The organism is Salinispora pacifica DSM 45544 (assembly GCF_000378845.1).
Taxonomy (GTDB): Bacteria; Actinomycetota; Actinomycetes; order Mycobacteriales; family Micromonosporaceae; genus Micromonospora; species Micromonospora pacifica.
Window position 1 is genome coordinate 2,479,065 of record NZ_KB905359.1, and the last position, 19,509, is coordinate 2,498,573.

A 19,509-nucleotide genomic window follows, 5' to 3' on the forward strand; every position below is an offset into this window, starting at 1 on the left:
CCGGACCGGAGAGCCCGCTGGCCCAAGGCCAGCAAGCAGGATCTCCGGTGCCGCCGGCGGCCGCATCCTGGAGGGCAACGACCTGGCGCGGTGCGCCGACGTGCGGACCAGATCATCGACGCCGGTGTCCAAACGCCAAGCCACCGCCGCCCTGTCCAGACCACGCCTCAACGTCCTCTGGGCCTGCATCCGCAACAAGACCCCCTTTCAGCCCAAACAACCAAGATCAGCAGAGGTGACGCTGCACCAACTCGCGTAGAGACTCCGCCTCCCATCGAACCCTGCCCCATCACCTCTCGCCCGCCATCGGTGGGGTCGGGGCATGGCCGCCGTGCGGTTCGGTGGAGAGGTTCATCGCGCCGGTTCGGCGACGGTCAACCGGAGTTCGCTCGTGTAGCGCTCGCCGTCGGCATCGGTGAGCCACAACTCGTCCGGTCCGGGATACATCTCGGTGAAGGTCACCATCCCCTCGGCGCCCCGCAGTACGCGCAGCAGCAGCGCGACCAGCAACGGACTACACAGATCGAGATAGATAGGCTTCATCGGATCGGTCGTCCGCCAGAACGTGTGCCGTGCGATGCCGCAGTCGGTCGCGAGGCGGCGAACCGCCCGGAACGCGCCCGCTTCGTCCGTGCCGGCGACTATGGTGGCCGCAGCGAACGCGGAAACCGGTACCCGCCAGGTCTCCCGGGTCACCACCAGTCGGTCAATCGTGATCCGGGGGGTGTGCTGCGTCGGCGCCATGAGCCGAAACTGGCTGGAGACCAGGTACGACACGTACTCGCCAAGCACGTGCGTCAGGCTGTGCCGACTACCGTCCGGCAGCACCGCGACCAGGTCGCCACCCTCGTTGTGGACCGACACGGCGTCCGCCTTGATCCGGCGTCCGGCCGGCACCGGCCGCTCGCCGACCCGCTCGCCGAAGGACAGGTAGTGGTAGGCCGGGGAGAACGCCTCAGGCGGCGGATAGTTGAAGCCGGACAACTCGTCACCGGTACGGGGATGCAGCGGCACGAAGCGCGGCTGGCTTGCGGTCAGCGCCGCGTCGGAGGCCCGCCGGACCAGATCCGGGTCCGGCGCGAAGGTGTTGAACGCCGAATCGTCAGCTGTCACCAGACCGACGTGCAGCTCTCCGAGGACCAGCTCGTACTCCCCGGCCGCCACCGCCTCCGGATTCGCGGCGGCGATCATCACGTCCGGGCTGTGATGACGACCGCTGTGCCAGGGGGCGGGCGGTGCGGCGAAGAGTTCGCCGACCGTCGCGCTGAGGTCACGCGCGGCGCGGTGTTCCCGGCTGGCCGACGGGTCGACGGCCAGTACCCGACCCCAGCGCTCCTGCATTTCCGCGACGGCGTCCGCGAGCACCTCAGGCCTGACTGCCGGGATCAGCCGCTGACACAGCACGTCGAGTGCGACGTGGCCGTCGGGGAACAGCGGCGCCAGCGCCCGGTGCCCGGCGCGGGCGAGATCGTTGAAGTGCTCAGCGGCTCGCCAGGCCAGCCAACGCGCGGCGGCCAGCACCAACGCGAGGGGTTCGGCGAGCGCGTCGACCACCGGTCGGCCGAGGGTTACCCGTACGTCGCGTTCGTGCTGGGAGACCAGCAGGCGACGGCCGCGTGGCGCGACGTTGCGCGACCGGGTCGGTGCGGCCCCGGTCACCTCCGTGAACAAGCGGTCCAGCCTGGCCAGCGCGGGGGCCAGCCCGACCGGGCTGGTCGAGGCGGCGACATCGTCGCGGGCGGCGCGGAGCCGACGCAGGGCCTCGCAAGCCTGACGGGTCGCCGGTCCCGGCGGCAACGCGGCCAGTTGCCGGCTCAGGGCCTGCTCCGCGTCGAGGGCGAGGGGAACGTCGAACGACCAAGTCAGCAGGCCCGCGTCCACCAGATCGCGGAGAACCGCGGCGGTGCGCCGCGGGGACAACCCCGCGGCACGGGCGATGTCGTCGGGGTCGCGCGATCCGTCCACGAGATCGACGACGCGACGCTCGTCGCCCGTGAGGCGGTACGGTCGTTCGCCGGCCCGGGTCAGGTATCCGCCGACCCGGCCCACGTCGAGTCGCAGCGCGGGCGGCAGCCACCAGGCAATCTCCGGGTCAGCGGCGAAAGCCTCACCGAGCGCGTGCACCGCCCAGTCCTCGAATCGGACGAGCTGGCGCCGGATCAGCGCGCCACCGGGCACCGCGGAGATTGGCGGGCTATCGTTCGTGTGGTCGATCGTGGCCCAGCTGACCGGACCGAAGAATCCGACGGAGTCGTTCTTGGCGTGGTAACGCTGGAGGTACTTGGTCAGCGTCGTCTCGTGCCGGCGGCGGGCCTGCGGACGCTCGGCAGGGGTGTCCGCGTGCCGCTCAAGCCAGCGTACGACCACCTCGTCGATCGCCGGGTTCTGCCACCACAGGGCCATTCTGATCCCGGGATCGGCGGCCAGCGGGAGTGCCCGGGTGACGGTACGCGCGACCGCGTCGCGCCAGGCCTCGTCGGTAGGTTCCGGATCGGCCGTCACGGGGTCGCCGAGGGCGTCAGTGAGCCGGGCGAAAGGAAACCCGGCGCTACGGAGCACCACGTGCCGCCACAGCAGCCAGCCGCCCGCACCGAGCGGGCAGCGATCGTTGTCAGCGTCCATCCCGGAACAGTCTGGCCCGCCGGTCGCGGCTTATCGAGTCCGGTAATCCGAGTCAAGCGAAGCCGACCGTGTGTCGTGCTTCTGCTTGACGTCTCAGATGGACAATCACAAGGCGGCTGCGCGGTCCCGGCATCGCTGGCTAGCGTCGGGCTTGCGTGGTCGCGTGGACGCTGCGCAGGATCCGGATGGGGGGACTCCTTGGCCGAACCACCTGAGCGCCTGCCGAACAGCCACGGTCAACGTGCCCGTCTCGCGGCGATCGTGGCCGGGCAGGCCGGTCACCTCGCGCGCTGCGTGACGACCGCAGTCGATATCACCGGGCCGCTTCGGGTGGACGTACTCCGACAGGCCCTCGACCGGGTGGTCGCCACCCGGCCCGCGCTGCGCGGAGTCTTCTCACCCGCGGTGCCATACCACGAGATCGCGCCAGCCAGGCCGGTCCCCCTGGTGCACCGGGTGCTGTCGGAGTCAACGCCGGCACGGCGTTGGCAGGCCGCGCACGACGCGGCGGCACAGGAGAGCAGGCAGCCGTTCGCGGTCGGCGCCACCCCACTGCTGCGCGCCCTCCTGCTCACCGCCGAGCCTCGTCGGCATCTGCTGGTCATCTCCGCCGATCCGCTGGCTGCCGACGCGTGGTCGGCCAACCTCATCCAGGATGACCTGGTCAGACACGCGTTAGCTGGGACCCGCCCCGTCGGGCCGCCCACGGATGACGCCTACCCGGCGGTGCGTCGCAACCGAGCCCGGTGGGAGCAGGGCCCCGCGGGCGAGGTCGCGCTGGCCCGCCGGCGCGCCCGGCTAGCGGGCAGCACCGATCGCCTGCCTTGGAACGCCCCCGCCGCTGATGCCGACGACCAGGGCAACGATGCCCTCACCGAGCAGTCCGTCGACCTGCCTGACGCGGTGGTGCTGCGCTTGCGGGAACGGATCCGCGCGGCCGCCGGCTCGACGCTCGCCGCCGGACTGGCCGGCGTGGTCGCGGCCCTGCCCTGCGAGCCGACTCGACCGGTCACGGTCACCTCGACCTTCGCCGCCCGCACCCCAGGCGCGGAACAGCAGGTCGTGGGGTGGCTCTCCACCGACGTGGCCGTGGTGCTGCCGGCACCGCGCGGCCAGGTCGATGACTACCTGCGTGCCCTGCGCAGTGAGATCTTCGACGTGCTCGGCGACCAGTGGCTGCCGCTTGACCGGCTGCGGGACGCGGGCCAGCCGGTCCCGGATGGCGGGGTGTCGGTCTCCCTGCTCTACCTGCCCAGCCAGCTCAGCGGCGGCGCGCAGACCACCGCGCAACGCGGTCCGGTCTCCGGACAGCGGTCGGCGGTCTCGGTATGCCCAACCGGGGCCGACATCGACCTGTTCCTCCTGGAGACGCCACCACCACGAGCGGACGGCTCGCGGCCGCTGGTCAGGCTCGGTGCGATCTGCACCCGGTCCCGCGCCGGCATGGCGCAGACCCTGCTGAATCGCTGGCACGACGCGCTCGTGGCCCTCGCCGACCTGGATTGGCGGCGATCCTCGATGACGCAGTGGCGAGCCATGGTCGCCACTGCCGCCGTGCGTCCGGCCGCGGTCGGCGCCGCCCGCCTATGAGCTCCTCGACAACCGGATGGGACGACGTTCGTCCCTTCGCGGAGGAGTTCGCCGTCCGTGCGGCGCGCTGGCCGGAGGCCACCGCCGTGACGGGCCCGGATGGCACATACAGCTACGCGGCCCTGGCCAGCCTGGTGTCCGCCCGAGCCGGCTGGCTCCAGCAGCAGGGGGTGGGCCCGGAGACGGTGGTGGGAATCGCCGCTCACCGGGCGGGCGACACGGTCGCCTGGGTACTCGCCGTGCTGCACGCGGGCGTCGCCTTCCTGCCGTTGGATCCGGCCAACCCGACCGAGCGGCTGCGGTATCTCGTCGAGTCGGGCCGGCCGGACATCGTGATCGCGGCACCGGAACTTGACGCCCGGGTGCTCGACGCGGGCAGCATCCGGGTGTTTCGGACGGACGCACGCACCGATGGGTCTCCCGCAATGGCCCCGGTCCGGCCGCACCCGCTGGCGCTGGCGTACGTCGTGCATACCTCGGGGTCGACCAACCAGCCGAAACCGGTAGGGATCAGCCACGAGGCGTTGGCCCGGTGCGCCCTCGGGTGGCTCGAGGCGTACGACCTGGTCGACCGTCCGATGACCCATCTGCAACTCGCCGGCTTCGGCTTCGATGTGTTCGTCTCGGACCTCGGGCGTTGCCTGTTCTCCGGAGGAACGCTGATCATCGCGCCACCGAAGGCGGGACTTGCCCCGGCGCGCCTGGCCGGCCTGATCGAGCACCACCGCGTGGCAATGGCCGAGTTCACCCCGTCACTGCTGTTCCTGCTGGTGGAGTACCTTGCCGCCACCGGGCAGGCGTTGGCGGGTCTGCGGACGGTCGCGGTCGGCGGCGAACCGTGGCGGGCGGTCGACTTCTCACGGGTCAGCGCGGCGTTTCCCAACGCCTCCGTCATCAACACCTACGGACTCGTCGAGACGACCATCGACAACCTGATCCACCACGGTCCGCCGGCCGTCGAGCACTTTGGCGGGCCGATGCCGCTGGGAGTGGCGCATTCGGGCACGGAGGCGTTCGTGGCCGACCCGGCGACCGGTGCCGTACGGCGCACGGGTGTCGGCGAGTTGTACCTCGCCGGCCAGGGGATCGGTCGCGGCTACCTACGCAGCCCCGCGCAGACCGCGGAACGGTTCGTACCCCATCCGCACCGGTACGGCCAACGTGCCCTGCGCACCGGCGATCTCGTCCGGCGGGACGAGGACGGCTCCCTGCACTACTTGGGCAGGATCGACGACCAACAGAAGGTGCGCGGCACCCGGATCAACCTCGACGAGGTGGCGGCGGTCCTCGCCGCTCACCCCGAAGTGGCGCTCGCCTGCGCCACCGTCATCACCACCGAGGTGGGAACCGTCCTGTACGGGCACCTTGTCGTCAAGGACGAGACGCTCGCTGACGACGAGGTGTGGGCCTACGCGCGGGAACGCCTCCCCCCGGAGGCGGTCCCGGCCCGGCTACTGCGGCACCAGGCGCTGCCGCTGAATCCCAACGGCAAGGTGGACCGGCCGGCCCTGGCCGAACTGGCAGCCGCGGACTCTGACGCGAGCGCCGCGCCAACTGCAGGCATCGTCGACGACGACCCGGTGGCCAGGACCGTCGTCACGCAGTGGCGGGCGGTGCTCGGCCGGGCACCCGCCACCCTCGGCGACAACTTCTTCGCCTCCGGAGGTGACTCGGTGGCGTTGGCGCGGCTCGCGGTACGACTCGGCGCTATCGCCGGCGCCCCACTCGACATCGCAGCTGTGCACCGCGACCCCACACCGGCAGGGCTGGCGCACGCGCTGGCACAGGGCAAAAGGTCCGGTTGGTCCGTTCCGCGCCGCCCCGACGCGGACCGGCACCCACTCAGTGACGGCCAGCGCACACTCTGGCTCCACAGCGTGCTCTACCCGGACGATCCGACCTACACGGTGCCGACGGAGATCCTGCTGGAGGGTCACCTCGACGTCACCGCGTTGGGTGCGGCCATCACCGCTGTCGTGACGCGGCACGAGCCGCTGCGGTCGGTGATCCGGCTGGAGGGCGGCGAGCCGACGCTGGCCGTACTCGCGCCGGCGCCGGTGGCGCTGCCCGTACGGGTGGTGGCCGGACCTGACGACGGCGACCAGATCGTCGACGACTGCCTGCGCCGTCCCTTCCGGCTCGACCGTGAGCCACCGGTACGCTGCCTACTGCTGACCGAGCGGGAAGGGCGCCACCGACTCGTACTCGCGGTGCACCACATCGCCACTGACGGCGCCTCGATCCGGGTCATGCTCGAAGAACTGGGCGCGGCTTACGACCGTGCGATACACGGGGAGCCGGTGGTGCGCGAGGCGCCCGACACCACGTACGGCGACCTCGTCCACTGGCGCCGGATCTCCCCTTCGGAGGCCGCGAACAACGCCGACTACTGGCGCAGCCACCTGGGGAGTACCGCCGCCCCACCGCTGCTTTGGCCGGCGTCGCAGTCGCCGACGGGACATGATCGCACCCTCCGGCACCAGGTGCGTCTCGACGCCGGGCAGACACGAGCGCTCCGCCGGGTCGCGCGGGATGCTGGCACCACCGTTTTCGCCACGATGCTCGCCGCGATGGCCGAACTGGTCGCGCGCTGGAGCGGTGATCCGGCGCCGCGCATCGGCTTCCCGGTCAGCCGGCGGGACCATCCGGCCGCCCTCGGACTGATCGGTTTCTTCATCGACACGTTGGTTACCCGGATCGACACCACGGGCATGCCGGGCCTGACCGAGCTGGCCACCCGCGCACACCGGGAGATCGGGACCGCCACAACCCGGCGGACCGGTCCGTTCGCCCACTCGGCCAGGCCTGCCGAGGGCGCCGGGCCGCCCTTCCGAGTGTGGTTCAACCATTTCGGTCCGCCGGACGAGCCGCCCCGCATGGACGGCCTGCGGACGGCGCTGCGCGTCCCCCCGGCGCCGGGTGCGCTGTTCGAGGTGAACGTCTACGTCACCGAGCATGTCGACGGCATCACCGTTGAGCTCGTACACGGCGGCCGTCATGACGCGGCCGGCGCCGTCGAGCTGCTGGATCAGTACCACACGCTGCTCACGGCGGCGTCGTCCGCACCGGCCCGCCCTGTTCGGCAGCACCGGTTCCCTACCGGGCGATTGCCGGATCCCGCTGACCCGCTAACCGCCCGGAAGCACGTGCGGCCGGCCCGCCGGATCGCCACGATGCTGCGTCGGCACGCCGGCAGGACGGCGTTGCGCGACCCAGCCGTCGACTGCGACTGGCATACCGTCGACCGGCGGGTCCGGGATGCGGCCGGCGCACTACGCCACGCTGGCGTCGCGCCGGGCCGCACCGTCGCGGTGCATGGTCGCCGCACCGCCGACTTCGTCGTCAGCGTGCTGGCGGTGCTGCGTGCCGGCGGGCGACTTGTCGTGCTCGACCCGCGCCACCCGACTCGTCGCCAGCGCGAACAACTGGTCCGTTCGGCGGTGCGGTGCCTTGTGGTACCGGCGGGGCCGGCAGCCGACACGGTGCCCGCGACGCTGAACTGGACCGGCCCCGTGGTCGACGTCGGCCCGGACGGACGGGTGGCGGCCACGCTGAAGGGGCAGACCGGACACACCGGCCACGACGAGGTGCTCAATGCGGCCGACTACGTCGCCTTCACCTCCGGCACCACTGGCACCCCAATCGCCGTCTCCGGTCGCCTCGATCCGGTGTGGACGTTTCTCGGCTGGTATGCCGACCGGTTCGCGCTCGGACCCGACGACCGCTTCGCCCTGCTGTCCGGCCTCGGGCACGATCCGGTCTTTCGGGACCTACTGGCACCGTTGTGGACCGGCGGCGCCCTGCACGTGCCCGACGAGCGAACCCACCTCGCACCGAACCTGCTCGCGGACTGGCTGGGGCGCGAGGCGATCACGGTCGTCCACCTCACGCCGCTGCTGGCTCGGCTCATCCTCGATGCCCTGCCACCGGGCGGTCTGCCCGCGCTACGGCTGGTCTGCCTGGCCGGTGACGAGGTCCCTCCGGCCCTGGTGGCGGAACTGCGCCGGGCCGCGCCGCACGCCACGGTGGTCAACGGATACGGCACCACCGAGACACCGCAGCTGGCCTCGTACGCCGTCCTCGACCCGCCGCAGCCGGTGTCGATCGGGCGCGGCCTGCCGGGCACACAGCTTCTCGTCGTGGACGACCAGGGTGTGCCGTGCGGCGTCGGTGAACCGGGCGACATCGTCGTCCGGAGCCGACACCTGCTCTCCGGCTATCTCGGCGACACCGCCGAGCGGGCCCGGTTCGGCGCCGATGACGTCCCCGGTGTCCAGCGCTTTCACACCGGTGACCGCGGCAGGTACCGCACCGACGGATCCGTCGAGTGGCTGGGCCGCTCCGGTGACCTGGTCAAGATACGAGGGCACCGAGTCTCCCCCGCCGAGATCGACCGGGTGGTACGCGGTGACGAGCGGATTTCTGCGGTGGTCACGGTCACCCGTGACGGTCCCCTCACCACCGAGTTGGTCACCTTCGTCGTGCCACGGCCAGGTAGCGTCCTGCTGCCCACCCAGATCCGGGAACTCGTGGGACAGGAGCTGCCCCGGGCCGCCGTGCCGGCGCACGTCATCGTCGTGGGCAGCCTTCCGCTGGGCCCGAACGGCAAGGTCGACCGGGCCGCGCTCGTTCGTTCCATACCCGAACGGCCCGATGCCGGCGTCACCGAGGCGTCCCCGGCACAGCCGCTGTCACCGGCGGAGCGGCAGCTGGCGAACGTCTGCGCCGCGGTCCTCGGCATCAACCGGATCGGTCCCACCGACAACTTCTTCGATCTTGGCGCGAACTCACTCCAGGTCATCGCCTTGCACGCGGCCATCCGCCGGCAGATCGACCCGGGCGTAGCACTGCTCGCGCTCTACGAGTACCCCAATGTGCGGGCGCTGGCGCGCCGCCTCGCCGCCGCCGGCGGCCACGACGATCCCGAACGGCCCGCGATCGCTCGGGGCAGATCCCGATCCCGGCACGACCCGGGCGCCGAACGGGATCGCCGCCTTGCCGCCCGCGAGGCGCTCACGGTCCTCCCCCGGCTACCTCGCCGAGCCGGCCGTTAGCCCGATGAGCCGCGGTCACGCCGGTACCAGCGCCGACGTGACCGAAGGCCGGTCAGAACTGAGCCAGGGTGCCCGCGGTCCGCAGCGCCCGCTCGGCCCGGAGGAACAGCATCCGGCCGAGGGTGAACACCCCGACCGAGGTGACCACCAGCGCGACGCAGGCTTGCGGCAGCGGGAGCATCGTCTCGGTGCCGAGCGTGAGGTGACGCATCACGTCCAGCCCCCACGCCGTCGGCAACAGGTAGGTGATCTCGCGCAACGGCGTCGGGAGGACAGCCAGCGGAAAGGACACACCGGACAGGGCGGAGAGCAGGTAGCCGGCGGTGTCCAACAGGGCACTGGACTTGCGCAGCGACAGGATACCGGCGGCGGCGAGATGACCGAAGCCGATGATCCCGACCAGGGTCACCCCGAGTACGGGCGCGGCGAGCAGCAGGCCACTCGGCGCATACCGAGCATCGAGCACCAGCACCCCGAAAAGGATCAACAAACCGCTAGCCGCCAGCGTAAAGATGAAGCTAGTGCCGGCCGCGCCGAGGACGAAAGACTCGCGCCGAGCCGGGGTCGCCCAGGAGTGCTCCAATACCCCGGTCATCCGGTCGGACATCAGGTCACCGGCGACCGTCCACATCACGCCGACAATGAGCGAGGCGACAAGGACGCCGAGGCCGAGCCATCCGGCCAAATCGGTGGTCCCGACGAACTGGCCCAGCCCCACCGCGTTGCCCTGGACGAGGAAAGCGGTACCGAGCAGCAGCGTCGGGATCGCCATCTGATACAGCGGAGTGAGCAGGACTAGGTTGATCACGCTCAGTGGATAGCGACGCGCGATCCGCAGGTCGCGCAGGATTATCGCGGAAACGGCGGACATCAATACTGGCCCAATCTTCCGGTCTGCTGCGCGCTGCGTAGCGAGCGCCCGAGGAGGAGGATCGCGGCGGCGCCAACGACGACACCGGCTAGGAGCAGAACGAGGACCCGGCGCAGGGTGCCCTCGGGTCCGACCGGTTGGAGCACCGCCGCACGGAGGGCAACAAGAACCTGGGTCGGCGGCAACGCCTCGCTGATCGGCTGTAGCCAGCCGGGCAGCACGGCAATCGGATAAGTGATCCCACACAGCACCGTCACCAGGCCCTGCACCGCGCCGGAAATGCCCTCGGCGTCACGGAAGCGAAGCACGGAAACAGCGAAGATCGCGCCGAGCGCGAAGAGCACGGGCACGGAGGCGGCGACCACCAGCAGCCCACCGACCAGGTTGCCCCAGCTGATCGGGACACCGAACACGAACCGCAGCATCAGCCCGACGACAGCGAAGACCATCACCGCCGGCGCCATGTGGGCCGCCGCCGGACCGAATAGCAGGGCGAACCGGGACACCGGGGTGAGGAAGACCGCCTCGAGTGAACCCTGCATCTGCTGCTCGCGCAGCATCATCCCCGGCCCCCAGAGCATCATCGAGATCCACATGAAGACGGCCCAGCCCAGATAGATGAACCCAGCCAGCTCTGGCGTGCCCGACCGTTGGGTGAACGCGTCGACGGCCTGTTGGCTGTCTCCGGCGAAGCCGTACGCCTGGGCCACGTACGCCGCTGGCAGCAGGACCGCCATACCGAGCGTGACGACGAGATTCACCGGGTAGCGCCAGAGCACCAGCCATTCCTTGCGGACCACGGCCCCGAACGCCACCGCCTCATGGGCCACCCGGCTCATTCGCGCAGCTCCTTGCCGGTCAGGGTGAGGAAGACATCCTTGAGGCTGACCGGCTCACTTTCCACCCGCAGCACCGCCGCGTCATGGTGGCCGGCGGTCACGATCAGCCAGGGCACGAGGTCGTCGCCGAGTTTGCTCCGCACCGTCAGGTCGAGTCCGTCGTCGGCGGCGATGGACTCGACCTCGGCCTTGGCCCCGAGGTCGGCGAGCAGCGCATCGAGGCGTTCGGCATGGCGCAACCGAAGTCGCGCGTGCAGCACCTGCGCGATCCCGACCTCGGACTTGAGCCGCACCGAGGTGCCTTCCGCGATCAGCCGTCCGCCGTCGATGATGCCCAGCCGGTCGGAGAGCGCGTCGGCTTCCTCCATGTAGTGCGTGGTGAGGATGATCGTATGACCGGATGCCTTCAGCTGCCGGATGTGTTCGTGCACTGCGGTGGCGGCGTGCGGGTCCAGCCCGGTCGTCGGCTCGTCGAGCAACAGAACTGTGGGCCGCCCGAGCAGGGCCCGCGCGATCACGAGTCGCTGCCGCATGCCGGTCGAGTACGACTCCACATAGTCATCCGCGCGGGCTAGCAGGTCCATCTGCTCCAGCACCTCGTCGATGCGTGTCCGCGAGCGCCGCCGCGACGCGCCGTGCAGGGCGGCGAAGTACTCGAGGTTTTGCCGTGCGGTCAGCTTCCAGTAGACGCTGCGCTCGCCGCCGAGCACGACACCCAGTCGTCGACGTACCTCGATCTGATCAGTCCGGACGTCGAAGCCGTCGACGCGTACCGTGCCGCTGGTCGGCTCCAATAGGCTGGCGATCATCCGGATCGTGGTGGACTTGCCGGCGCCGTTGGGTCCGAGTAGCCCGAAGATCTCGCCCGCCCCGACCCGCAGGCTGACGTCGTCGACCGCCGCGATCGGCGCGCCGTTCTCGTCCTTACGGCCCGGGTAAATCTTTGTGAGCTGCGCCAACTCGACCGCCGACAGGTCCGTCTTCGGGTGAGATCGCTCCGGCCACTGATCCCGGCCCTCGCGGGCCGGGGCGAGCTGCGGCATTCTTGACAAGGCCATCGACAAGCACCTCCATGAGCTTCCGTTCGGCCAGCGGAGGGCGGAAGTGCCCGCCGGGCAGCAGTTGGACCTCGAAGTGGCCACGGGTCACCGCGCCCCAGGCGGGCAGCAGTCCGGCGGGCACCATTCGGTCGGACACTCCGCCGACCGCGGTCACCGGACAGTCGAGCAGCTGACCGGTGGGCCATCGCGCGTTCTCGAACAGTGCGAAGTCGGCGCGCACGGCAGGTAGGATGAGGTCGAAAAGCTCGTCGTTGCCGGCGATATCGGCGGGCATCCCGCCGTACCGCATCAGCTTCGGAACCAGGCGCGAGCGTTCCCACCCGTGCATGGGTGAGTCGGGGTCGGGATGGGTCGGTGGGCGGCACGCCGACACCACCAGCCACCGTGGCGGCGGACATTCACGCTGGCGTGCCGCCAGCGCGAGCGCATACGCGACTGCCGCGCCGGCACTGTGCCCGAACAGGGCGTACGGTGCCGAGTCCAGGTGGTCGCCGAGCGCGCCGTGCAGGGCATCCGTCAGGACGTTCAGGCTAGCGATCGGTGGCTCGCCGGCACGCTCCTCACGCCCGGGTATCTGCACCGGCCAGGTCTCGATGCCATGCCGGGCGAGCTGCGCGGGCCACCTGCGATAGATCGACGCGCCGCCACCGGCGTGGGCAAAGCACAACAGCCGGATCCGCACCCTTGGGACCCGGCGGGCGAAGCGGATCCAGCTGCTGGCCACGCCGGACACCTCAGCGGCCATAGAGCGCCTCGACCGTGCGGGCGAAATCCTCGTCAGTTCCCGCCATCGGCGACGGGACCGGGACACAGCCGGCCGCACGGTAGCGGTCAAGCCCTTGCCGTACCTGCTCGACACTGCCGACCAGGGCAATTCGCTCGGCGAGGTCCCGACCCGTGCCACTACCGTCGATGTGCTCCAGGACCTTCCGGTACGCCGGCAGCAGCCGGTAGCCATTGATGCTCACCTGTAGGCGGGCGAGCCGATCTGCGGTCTCGGGGCCGCTGTATGCCGGGACCACCGCCATAATCGGCACCTCGTCCGGATCTCTGCCCACCGCCGCACAGGCATTTCTGAGCAGCGGGACAAGGGTGCTCCGGACGATGTCGGGGGTGCACAGGTAGACAACGATGCCGTCGGCGTACGCCGCCGCCAGGCGGATCATCTGCGGCCCGAGCGCCGCGAGGTAGACCGGCACCGTTAGACGCGGTGGCCGGTACTCGGCACGCGCGGTGAAGTAGCGGCCCTCGTGGACGACCGTACCCTTGTCGAGCAGGCCGCGCACGATCGTGAGGTAGTCACGCACGGCACCCACCGGCGACAGGTCCCGCTCACCGAGCACGAACTCGGTGAGGATGCGATGTCCTGCGCCGATGCCAAGGATGAATCGGCCGCCGGACAGCTCTGCGAGGGTGCCTGCGGCCTGCGCCATCGCGACCGGGTGCCGCAGCCGGATGGGCAGGATCGCGGTGCCGACCCGGGCCCGACGGGTGGCGGACAGGAGACTCGCCGCGACGACCGTCGCATCCCGCTGGTCCGGTAGCTGGTCGGTCCAGATCTCATCGACGCCGAGCCGTTCGGCGAGGCGGATGCGAGCGGGTAACTGGCGAAGCTCGTCCTGATGTGAAGCGATCATCAGGGCGCGCGCCACGCCGGTCATGCTTCGGCCAACCAGGTGCGCAGGTCACGTGGCCACAGGTCGGTCCAGTGGTCATCGACGAAGGACAGGCCGTGCACCTTGGCGCCGGCGAAGCCCGCCGGCCACCAGCCGGGCGGCAGGGGACGCTCCTGCGGCCCGCTCGAACACCGATCCTGCCCGTTTCGCACCATCTGATAGTTCATTTCTCGTGGGGCGCGGTTCTCTTCCATCAGCACGCGAGCTGGGACCGGACACCGAGCCGGTACTCGGTGTCCAAGTGGGTGGCGATCGACCGGATCGTGGGGTGGTCGAAGAGACTGGCGATCGACACATCGACGCCGAACTGGTCCCGCATCCGCGCGGCCAGTTGGACCGCTACCAGCGAATTGCCGCCAAGCTCGAAGAAGTCGTCGTCTACGCCGATTTCGCTGAGCCCGAGAACCCCGCTCCAGAACGACGCCAGCGTCCGTTGTAGGTCGTCCTCGGGCGGGACGTATGGAACGTTGGAGAGTCTCTCGCCGATCACGGAGTCGCTCAGGAACGCGGCGTCGAGTCCCTGCTCGACCAGGTCGACGGTGAGCGACTCGACCCGGTGCAGGTTCCGGTGCAGGTCCTCGGGGCACACGACCAGGTGTGGCTCCGGCTGCCAGCGTACGATCCGGCGCAGCACCTCGATGCCAAGCTGTTCGGTGATGCCGGTGGTAAGACGCGGGGACTCACCGGGCAGGTCGCCGACCTCGGGAGCGGCGGGACCGGCGAGCGACGCCCGCATCGCCGCCGGGTCGACCCGGCGCATCGCGTACCCGCTGATCCGGCCGATCTCCTGACCGTCGTCGTGCATGAGCAGGACTGACATGGTGGTGACTTCGCCCTCCTGGCCGTCATGGTGGGCGACCAGCGCCCAGAACGACGGCGGCAGCGGCTCGTGCATCCGCAACCCGCTGTAGCCGAACGGTAGGTAGGTATCACCGCGGGCGAGAATGTTCGGGGCGTACTGGGTATCGTTGAGCGCCTGGTCCAGCAGTGCCGGATGATGGTGGTACCGGCCGCACTCGGCGATGAATCGCTCGTCGATGTCCAGACGGGACAGCTCCTCTCCCACTCCGACCGAAGTGCTCTTCAGACTGGACCATCTGGGCCCGAAACTGACCAGACGGTCGGGCGCGGACAGCTCCGCCTCGCTGACGTCGTAGCGACTGCACCGCTGTCTAATAGCCGCGAGGTCATGCTTCGGTGCCGGCTCTCGATCAATCGCCCGGATCCGGCAGCGCATCCGCTCGGTCCAGGTTGGCGTCCGCCCTCCGGGCGGGGCGCTGAACACGGTGGCCGTCCAGCCGGCGTCGTCGGGTCGCAGCACGGTTCGGATGTCCATTGGTGCGGTTACGCCGACCGGGCCGAGGAAGACGACGTCGGTGAGTTCGCCTGGGAGGTTGTTGTCGGCTACTGCCTCCAGATAGGCACCCTGAACCATCTCCACCAGGGCCGTGCCCACGACGAGTTCCACGCCGCCGAGCCGATGCTCGGCGTTGATCCAGTGGCCGCCTGGCTCCAGCCGCGTTGTGAAGACCACGTCGCTGCCCGGCTCGTGGACACGCCGGTCCAGCAGGGGATGGCGCGCCGGTTCGGATCGGAAGCCCACCTGAAGTTGCCGGAACGCGGCAGGGGCTGCGGTGTCCGTATCCGCCGCCATGCCGAACTCGCTCCAGCCGCCCCAGCCGATCGAGATCACCGGGGTGCCGCGCTGTGCGGCCCACCGAGCGAAGGAGTCGAGAAAGTTGTTGGCCGCGCAGTAGTCGACCAGACCGAAGTCTCCAGTCACCGCTACGATCGAGGAGAACAGGACGAGGAAGTCAACATCCTCGCCCACCGCATGGAACAGATTCAGCGTCCCGTCCACCTTGGCGGTAAGGACGTCACGTGCCTCGGCGTCCTCCCGGACGGCGATCATTCCCCCGCCGGCGACCCCGGCGGAGTGAAAGATCCCGTCGATCCGGCCGAACCGGTCACGGGCCCGTGCCACCATGTTCGCCACCGCCGTCGGGTCGCCGACATCGGCGGCGAGCGTGAGGACCGTGCCACCCGCCTCCTCGACCTCCCGCAGCCGGTCCAGCTTGGCGCGCAGCGTCGCGTCGGTTGCCGGGTCGGCCAGCAGCACCGCCCATTCGGCGCGGGGCGGCAGTGGCGTGCGACCGACCAGCACGAGGTTCGCGCGGACTGTGCGGGCCAGGTCCGCGGCCACCGCGAGGCCGATGCCGCCCAGACCACCGGTGATGAGGTACGTCCCACCGAAGCGCAGGCCGGGCCCCTGCGGATGCGCCGGCTCGTCGACCGGGTCCAACGGTGCGGTGCGGTAGTCGAGCACCCATCGCCGGCGTCCCCGCCAGGCCACCTGTTGCGGTGCGTTGTGGGTCACCAGCTCACTGACAAGGTTGCGGACAACCGCCGGGATGGGCAGGGTCGTCGGCAGCACGATATCCACGCTGCGGCAGACGGCACCGGCCAACTCCCGTTGCAGCACCTTCACCGGCCCGAGGAGCAGCGCCTTTGCCGGCTCGATCCGCTCGTCGCCTGTTACCTCCTGGAGGTTGCTGCTGAGCACGGTCAGTCGTGGCGGTGGTCCGTTGCGGCGTGACAACTGCTGCCCGAGATGAAGCAGGCTGAAGAATCCGTCCTGGACGCCAACTCCGACCGCCTCGGGCCCCAGCGGCTCGTCCGACGGTGCGGTGACCTGGAAGGCGTGTATCACGTCGGTGACCGGTCCTCGCGCCTCGGCCGCGTCGAGGAGACGGTCGAGGTCGTGGGTGTCGGCTGCGCGAAGGGTGTACCGACCCTCGCCGTGCTGACCGAATCCGGTGCCGGCGGCGCCCCGGGTCACCAACGCCCCGTCCGCGGCGAGCGCCGCGACGAGTTCGTCGACCACCGGATGCTTTCCGCCCATCACCAGCCAGTGGGTGGCGGTGTCGGCGCGGCCCTCGCGTACCGGCGGCTCCTCCCGCCACACCGGCGCGAACGCACACCGCTCGGCCGGCAACGGCACCTCCGCGGGTTGCTCCCGCACGGCGTCACTGTCGGTGTACCCAGGGTCCGGTTCGACGAAGAAGCGGCGCCGCTCGAACGGGTACGCGGGCAGCGGCACACGCCGACGTCCAGCCGAGTGCGACGGCTCCCAGGCGACGGGTCCACCGGCGACCCATACCGCGGCGAGCCCCTCGATGAACGCCTGGTCGTCGGTCACCGCGCGGGCCGGATGCCGCATGGTGGACACGATCGGCACCCCACGGTGGGCCACACACTGCCGGGCAAGCTTCGACAGCGCGTCGCCGGGACCAGCCTCGACCAGCACCACGTCGTCGGCGCTCGGGGTCACCGCGACGAGCCCGTCCGCGAAGCGGACAGTGCCGCGCAGGTGCTCCGACCAATAGGCGGGGTCCATCGCCTGCTCGTCGGTGATCCACGTGCCGCTGAGGTTGGAGACGAACGGCGTGGCCGGCCGGTTCCTCGACACGCCTGCCACCACCTCGCGGAACTCCGCGAGGCACGGTTCCATCAACGCCGAGTGGAAGGCGTGCGAGGTACGGACGTCCGTGGTGGCCACGCCACGAGCGGTGAGGCTGGCGCGTGCCTGCTCGATATGCTCCGGGGCACCGGTCAGCACGGTCAGCACCGGGCTGTTGACCGCTGCCACCTCCGTGCCGTCGGGGAGCAGCGAGCGGACCGTCGCCTCGGGCGCGGCGGCAGCGAGCATCTCACCGGGGGCCATCGCCTGCATCATGCGCCCTCGTGCGGCGACGACGGCCAGCGCGTCAGCCAGGGTGAAGACACCGGCGAGGTGGGCCGCGACGAATTCGCCGACGGAGTGCCCGATCGCGGCCGCCGCCATGACCCCGTGCGCGGTGAGCAGTTCGGCCATGGCGTATGACACGGCGAACAGGGCCGGCTGGGCGTAGCGCGTCTGCCGGATCTGGGCCTCGGCGGCGACGTCCACCCCGCTCGCGGGGTAGAGGACCTCCCGCAGGTCGACATCGAGATGTGTGAGCAGCAGCTCGGCGCAGCGGTCGATGGCGTCACGGAACACCGGCTCCGTGAGATAGAGGTCAGCGCCCATCCCGGCGTGCTGCGAGCCCTGGCCGGGAAACATCAGCACGGTCCGCCGCGGCTGGGCCGACGCCGTGGCGCGCACAACGCTCGACCCATGCGGCGAGCGCAGCGCGACGACGGCCTCGGCAGTCGATGTCGCCAGGATGGCGCGTCGGTGCGCGAACGCCGCGCGACCGACCTGCAGGGTGTACGCGACGTCAGCGATTTCGAGATCGGGGCGCTCGGCCAGGTGGTCGGCGAGCCGACGTCCCGCGGTGTCCAGCGCGGTTGCGGTCTTCGTCGACAGGGGCAGGACCCGCCAGCGCCGGCCATCCGAGGGCGCGGCGGGCGGCGCCGGTGTCTCCTCCAGGATCACGTGGGCGTTCGTGCCGCCGATACCGAAGGAGCTGATTCCCGCGCGCCGCGGCCGGTCGCCCCCAGGCCAGGCGACCAACTCGGTGGGGACGTAGAAGGGACTTTCCTCCAGCCGCAGGCTCGGGTTGGGGCTCTTGAAGCTGATGTTCGGCGGGATCGCCTGTTCGCGCATCGCCAGGCAGACCTTGATCAGGCTGGCCATCCCGGCGGCGGGGCCGAGGTGCCCAATGTTCGGCTTCACCGAACCAACTGGGCAGAGCTGCCGTCCGGTCGAGCCCGCGGCGCGGAACGCCCGGGTCAGCCCGGCGACCTCAATCGGATCACCAACCAGGGTGCCGGTCGCGTGCGCCTCGACGTAGCCGATCGTGTCGGGATGCACCTCGGCGACGGCCAATGCCTCGGTGATGAGCTGCGCCTGGCCCTCCACTCCGGGCGCGGTAAATCCAGCCCGGTCGCCGCCGTCGTTGTTGACCGCCGAGCCGCGGATGACGGCATAGATGTGGTCCCCGTCGAGCCGTGCGTCGCCCAGACGTTTGAGCACCACCACGCCCACGCCGGTACCGAACAACGTCCCGGAGGCGGCAGCGTCGAAGGCACGGATCTGGCCGTCCCGGGTGTAGATGCCGCCCTCGACCCAGCGGTAGCCGACCCGGTACGGCAGCTCCACCTCGACCCCTCCGGCGAGGGCGTAGTCACACTCGCCGTTACGCAACGCCTGGCTGGCCAGGTGTACCGCGACCAGGGCGGTGGAACACGCGGTCTGTACGTTCACGCTCGGACCACGCAGGCCCAACCGGTACGACACGGTGGTGGTCAGGTAGTCGGGGCTATTGCTGACCTCGATGGCCATCTCGCCGACCGCTGCCCTGGCGGCCCGGTTGCGGCCCACGTACCGCTCGCCGTACATGTTGCTGGACATGCCACCGAAGACGCCGACGAGCCCGTCGATCCTCGCCAGGTCGTGCCCGCTGTCCTCGATGGCCGCGTAGCAGGCCTCGAGAAACATCCGGCCCTGTGGGTCACGTACCTCTGCCTCGCGGGGCGTGTAGCCGAAAAAGCGGGCGTCGAATCCCTCCATGTCGTCGATCAGGGCAGCGTGCCGCACGTAGCAAGGGTCATTGAAGACCTCGGGCGCGACACCAGAGCTGAGCAGATCCTCGTCGCTGAGGGGCCGGATGGACCCGACGCCTGCAGCGAGGTTTCGCCAGTAGTCGTCGATGTTCGCGGCACCGGGAAAGCGACACGACATGCCGACGATCGCAATGTGGTCGTCGCGGAGCTCGTCAGTCATGGTGCCCCCTGGAGTTCGGCGACGGACGATCGGCACCGACGCTAGTGCCGACACCGGAGCGTGCCAACGTCACTGATTTGTCCACAAAC

10 protein-coding genes are annotated in these 19,509 nt (G+C 70.4%); 2 read left to right on the plus strand and 8 right to left on the minus strand.

The annotated features are described in order from the left end of the window. Positions 1-351 precede the first annotated feature (351 nt). Complete coding sequence (locus SALPAC3_RS0111205) at positions 352-2,622, minus strand: lantibiotic dehydratase (protein WP_018221335.1); 2,271 nt, start codon at positions 2,620-2,622, stop codon at positions 352-354. A gap of 294 nt (positions 2,623-2,916) precedes the next feature. On the opposite strand from SALPAC3_RS0111205, the gene SALPAC3_RS0111210 reads away from it, so the two are divergent. Next, positions 2,917-4,212: a condensation domain-containing protein gene (locus SALPAC3_RS0111210; RefSeq protein WP_232430491.1), complete on the plus strand. Its 1,296-nt coding sequence runs from the start codon at positions 2,917-2,919 to the stop codon at positions 4,210-4,212. Continuing rightward, complete coding sequence (locus SALPAC3_RS0111215) at positions 4,209-9,266, plus strand: non-ribosomal peptide synthetase (protein WP_018221337.1); 5,058 nt, start codon at positions 4,209-4,211, stop codon at positions 9,264-9,266. The genes SALPAC3_RS0111210 and SALPAC3_RS0111215 overlap by 4 nt, the downstream gene beginning before the upstream one ends. A gap of 52 nt (positions 9,267-9,318) precedes the next feature. On the opposite strand, the gene SALPAC3_RS0111220 is transcribed toward SALPAC3_RS0111215, so the two are convergent. The 7 genes from SALPAC3_RS0111220 to SALPAC3_RS0111250 are packed head-to-tail and all read right to left on the minus strand — an operon-like array spanning position 9,319 to position 19,420. After that, positions 9,319-10,137, minus strand: a complete 819-nt coding sequence (locus SALPAC3_RS0111220; protein WP_018221338.1) for an ABC transporter permease — start codon at positions 10,135-10,137, stop codon at positions 9,319-9,321. Next, the gene (locus SALPAC3_RS0111225; RefSeq protein ID WP_018221339.1) at positions 10,137-10,976 is read right to left on the minus strand and encodes an ABC transporter permease; all 840 of its coding nucleotides are present in this window, start codon (positions 10,974-10,976) and stop codon (positions 10,137-10,139) included. Before SALPAC3_RS0111225 ends, SALPAC3_RS0111220 begins: the two co-directional genes overlap by 1 nt. Beyond that, entirely contained in the window at positions 10,973-11,935 is a 963-nt protein-coding gene (locus SALPAC3_RS0111230; RefSeq protein WP_018221340.1) for an ABC transporter ATP-binding protein, read from the minus strand. The genes SALPAC3_RS0111225 and SALPAC3_RS0111230 overlap by 4 nt, the downstream gene beginning before the upstream one ends. After that, on the minus strand, positions 11,901-12,761 hold the full coding sequence (locus tag SALPAC3_RS25655) for a thioesterase II family protein (protein ID WP_232430492.1): 861 nt from the start codon (positions 12,759-12,761) through the stop codon (positions 11,901-11,903). Before SALPAC3_RS25655 ends, SALPAC3_RS0111230 begins: the two co-directional genes overlap by 35 nt. 10 nt (positions 12,762-12,771) lie before the next feature. Beyond that, a complete protein-coding gene (locus tag SALPAC3_RS0111240) occupies positions 12,772-13,698 on the minus strand; it encodes an LLM class flavin-dependent oxidoreductase (RefSeq protein ID WP_018221342.1) in 927 nt (308 codons plus the stop codon). Beyond that, positions 13,695-13,880 carry a hypothetical protein gene (locus SALPAC3_RS0111245; RefSeq protein WP_018221343.1) on the minus strand — a complete coding sequence of 62 codons (186 nt, stop codon included), beginning with the start codon at positions 13,878-13,880 and terminating at the stop codon, positions 13,695-13,697. Before SALPAC3_RS0111245 ends, SALPAC3_RS0111240 begins: the two co-directional genes overlap by 4 nt. Positions 13,881-13,906: 26 nt before the next feature. After that, entirely contained in the window at positions 13,907-19,420 is a 5,514-nt protein-coding gene (locus tag SALPAC3_RS0111250; RefSeq protein WP_018221344.1) for a type I polyketide synthase, read from the minus strand. Positions 19,421-19,509: the final 89 nt, after the last annotated feature.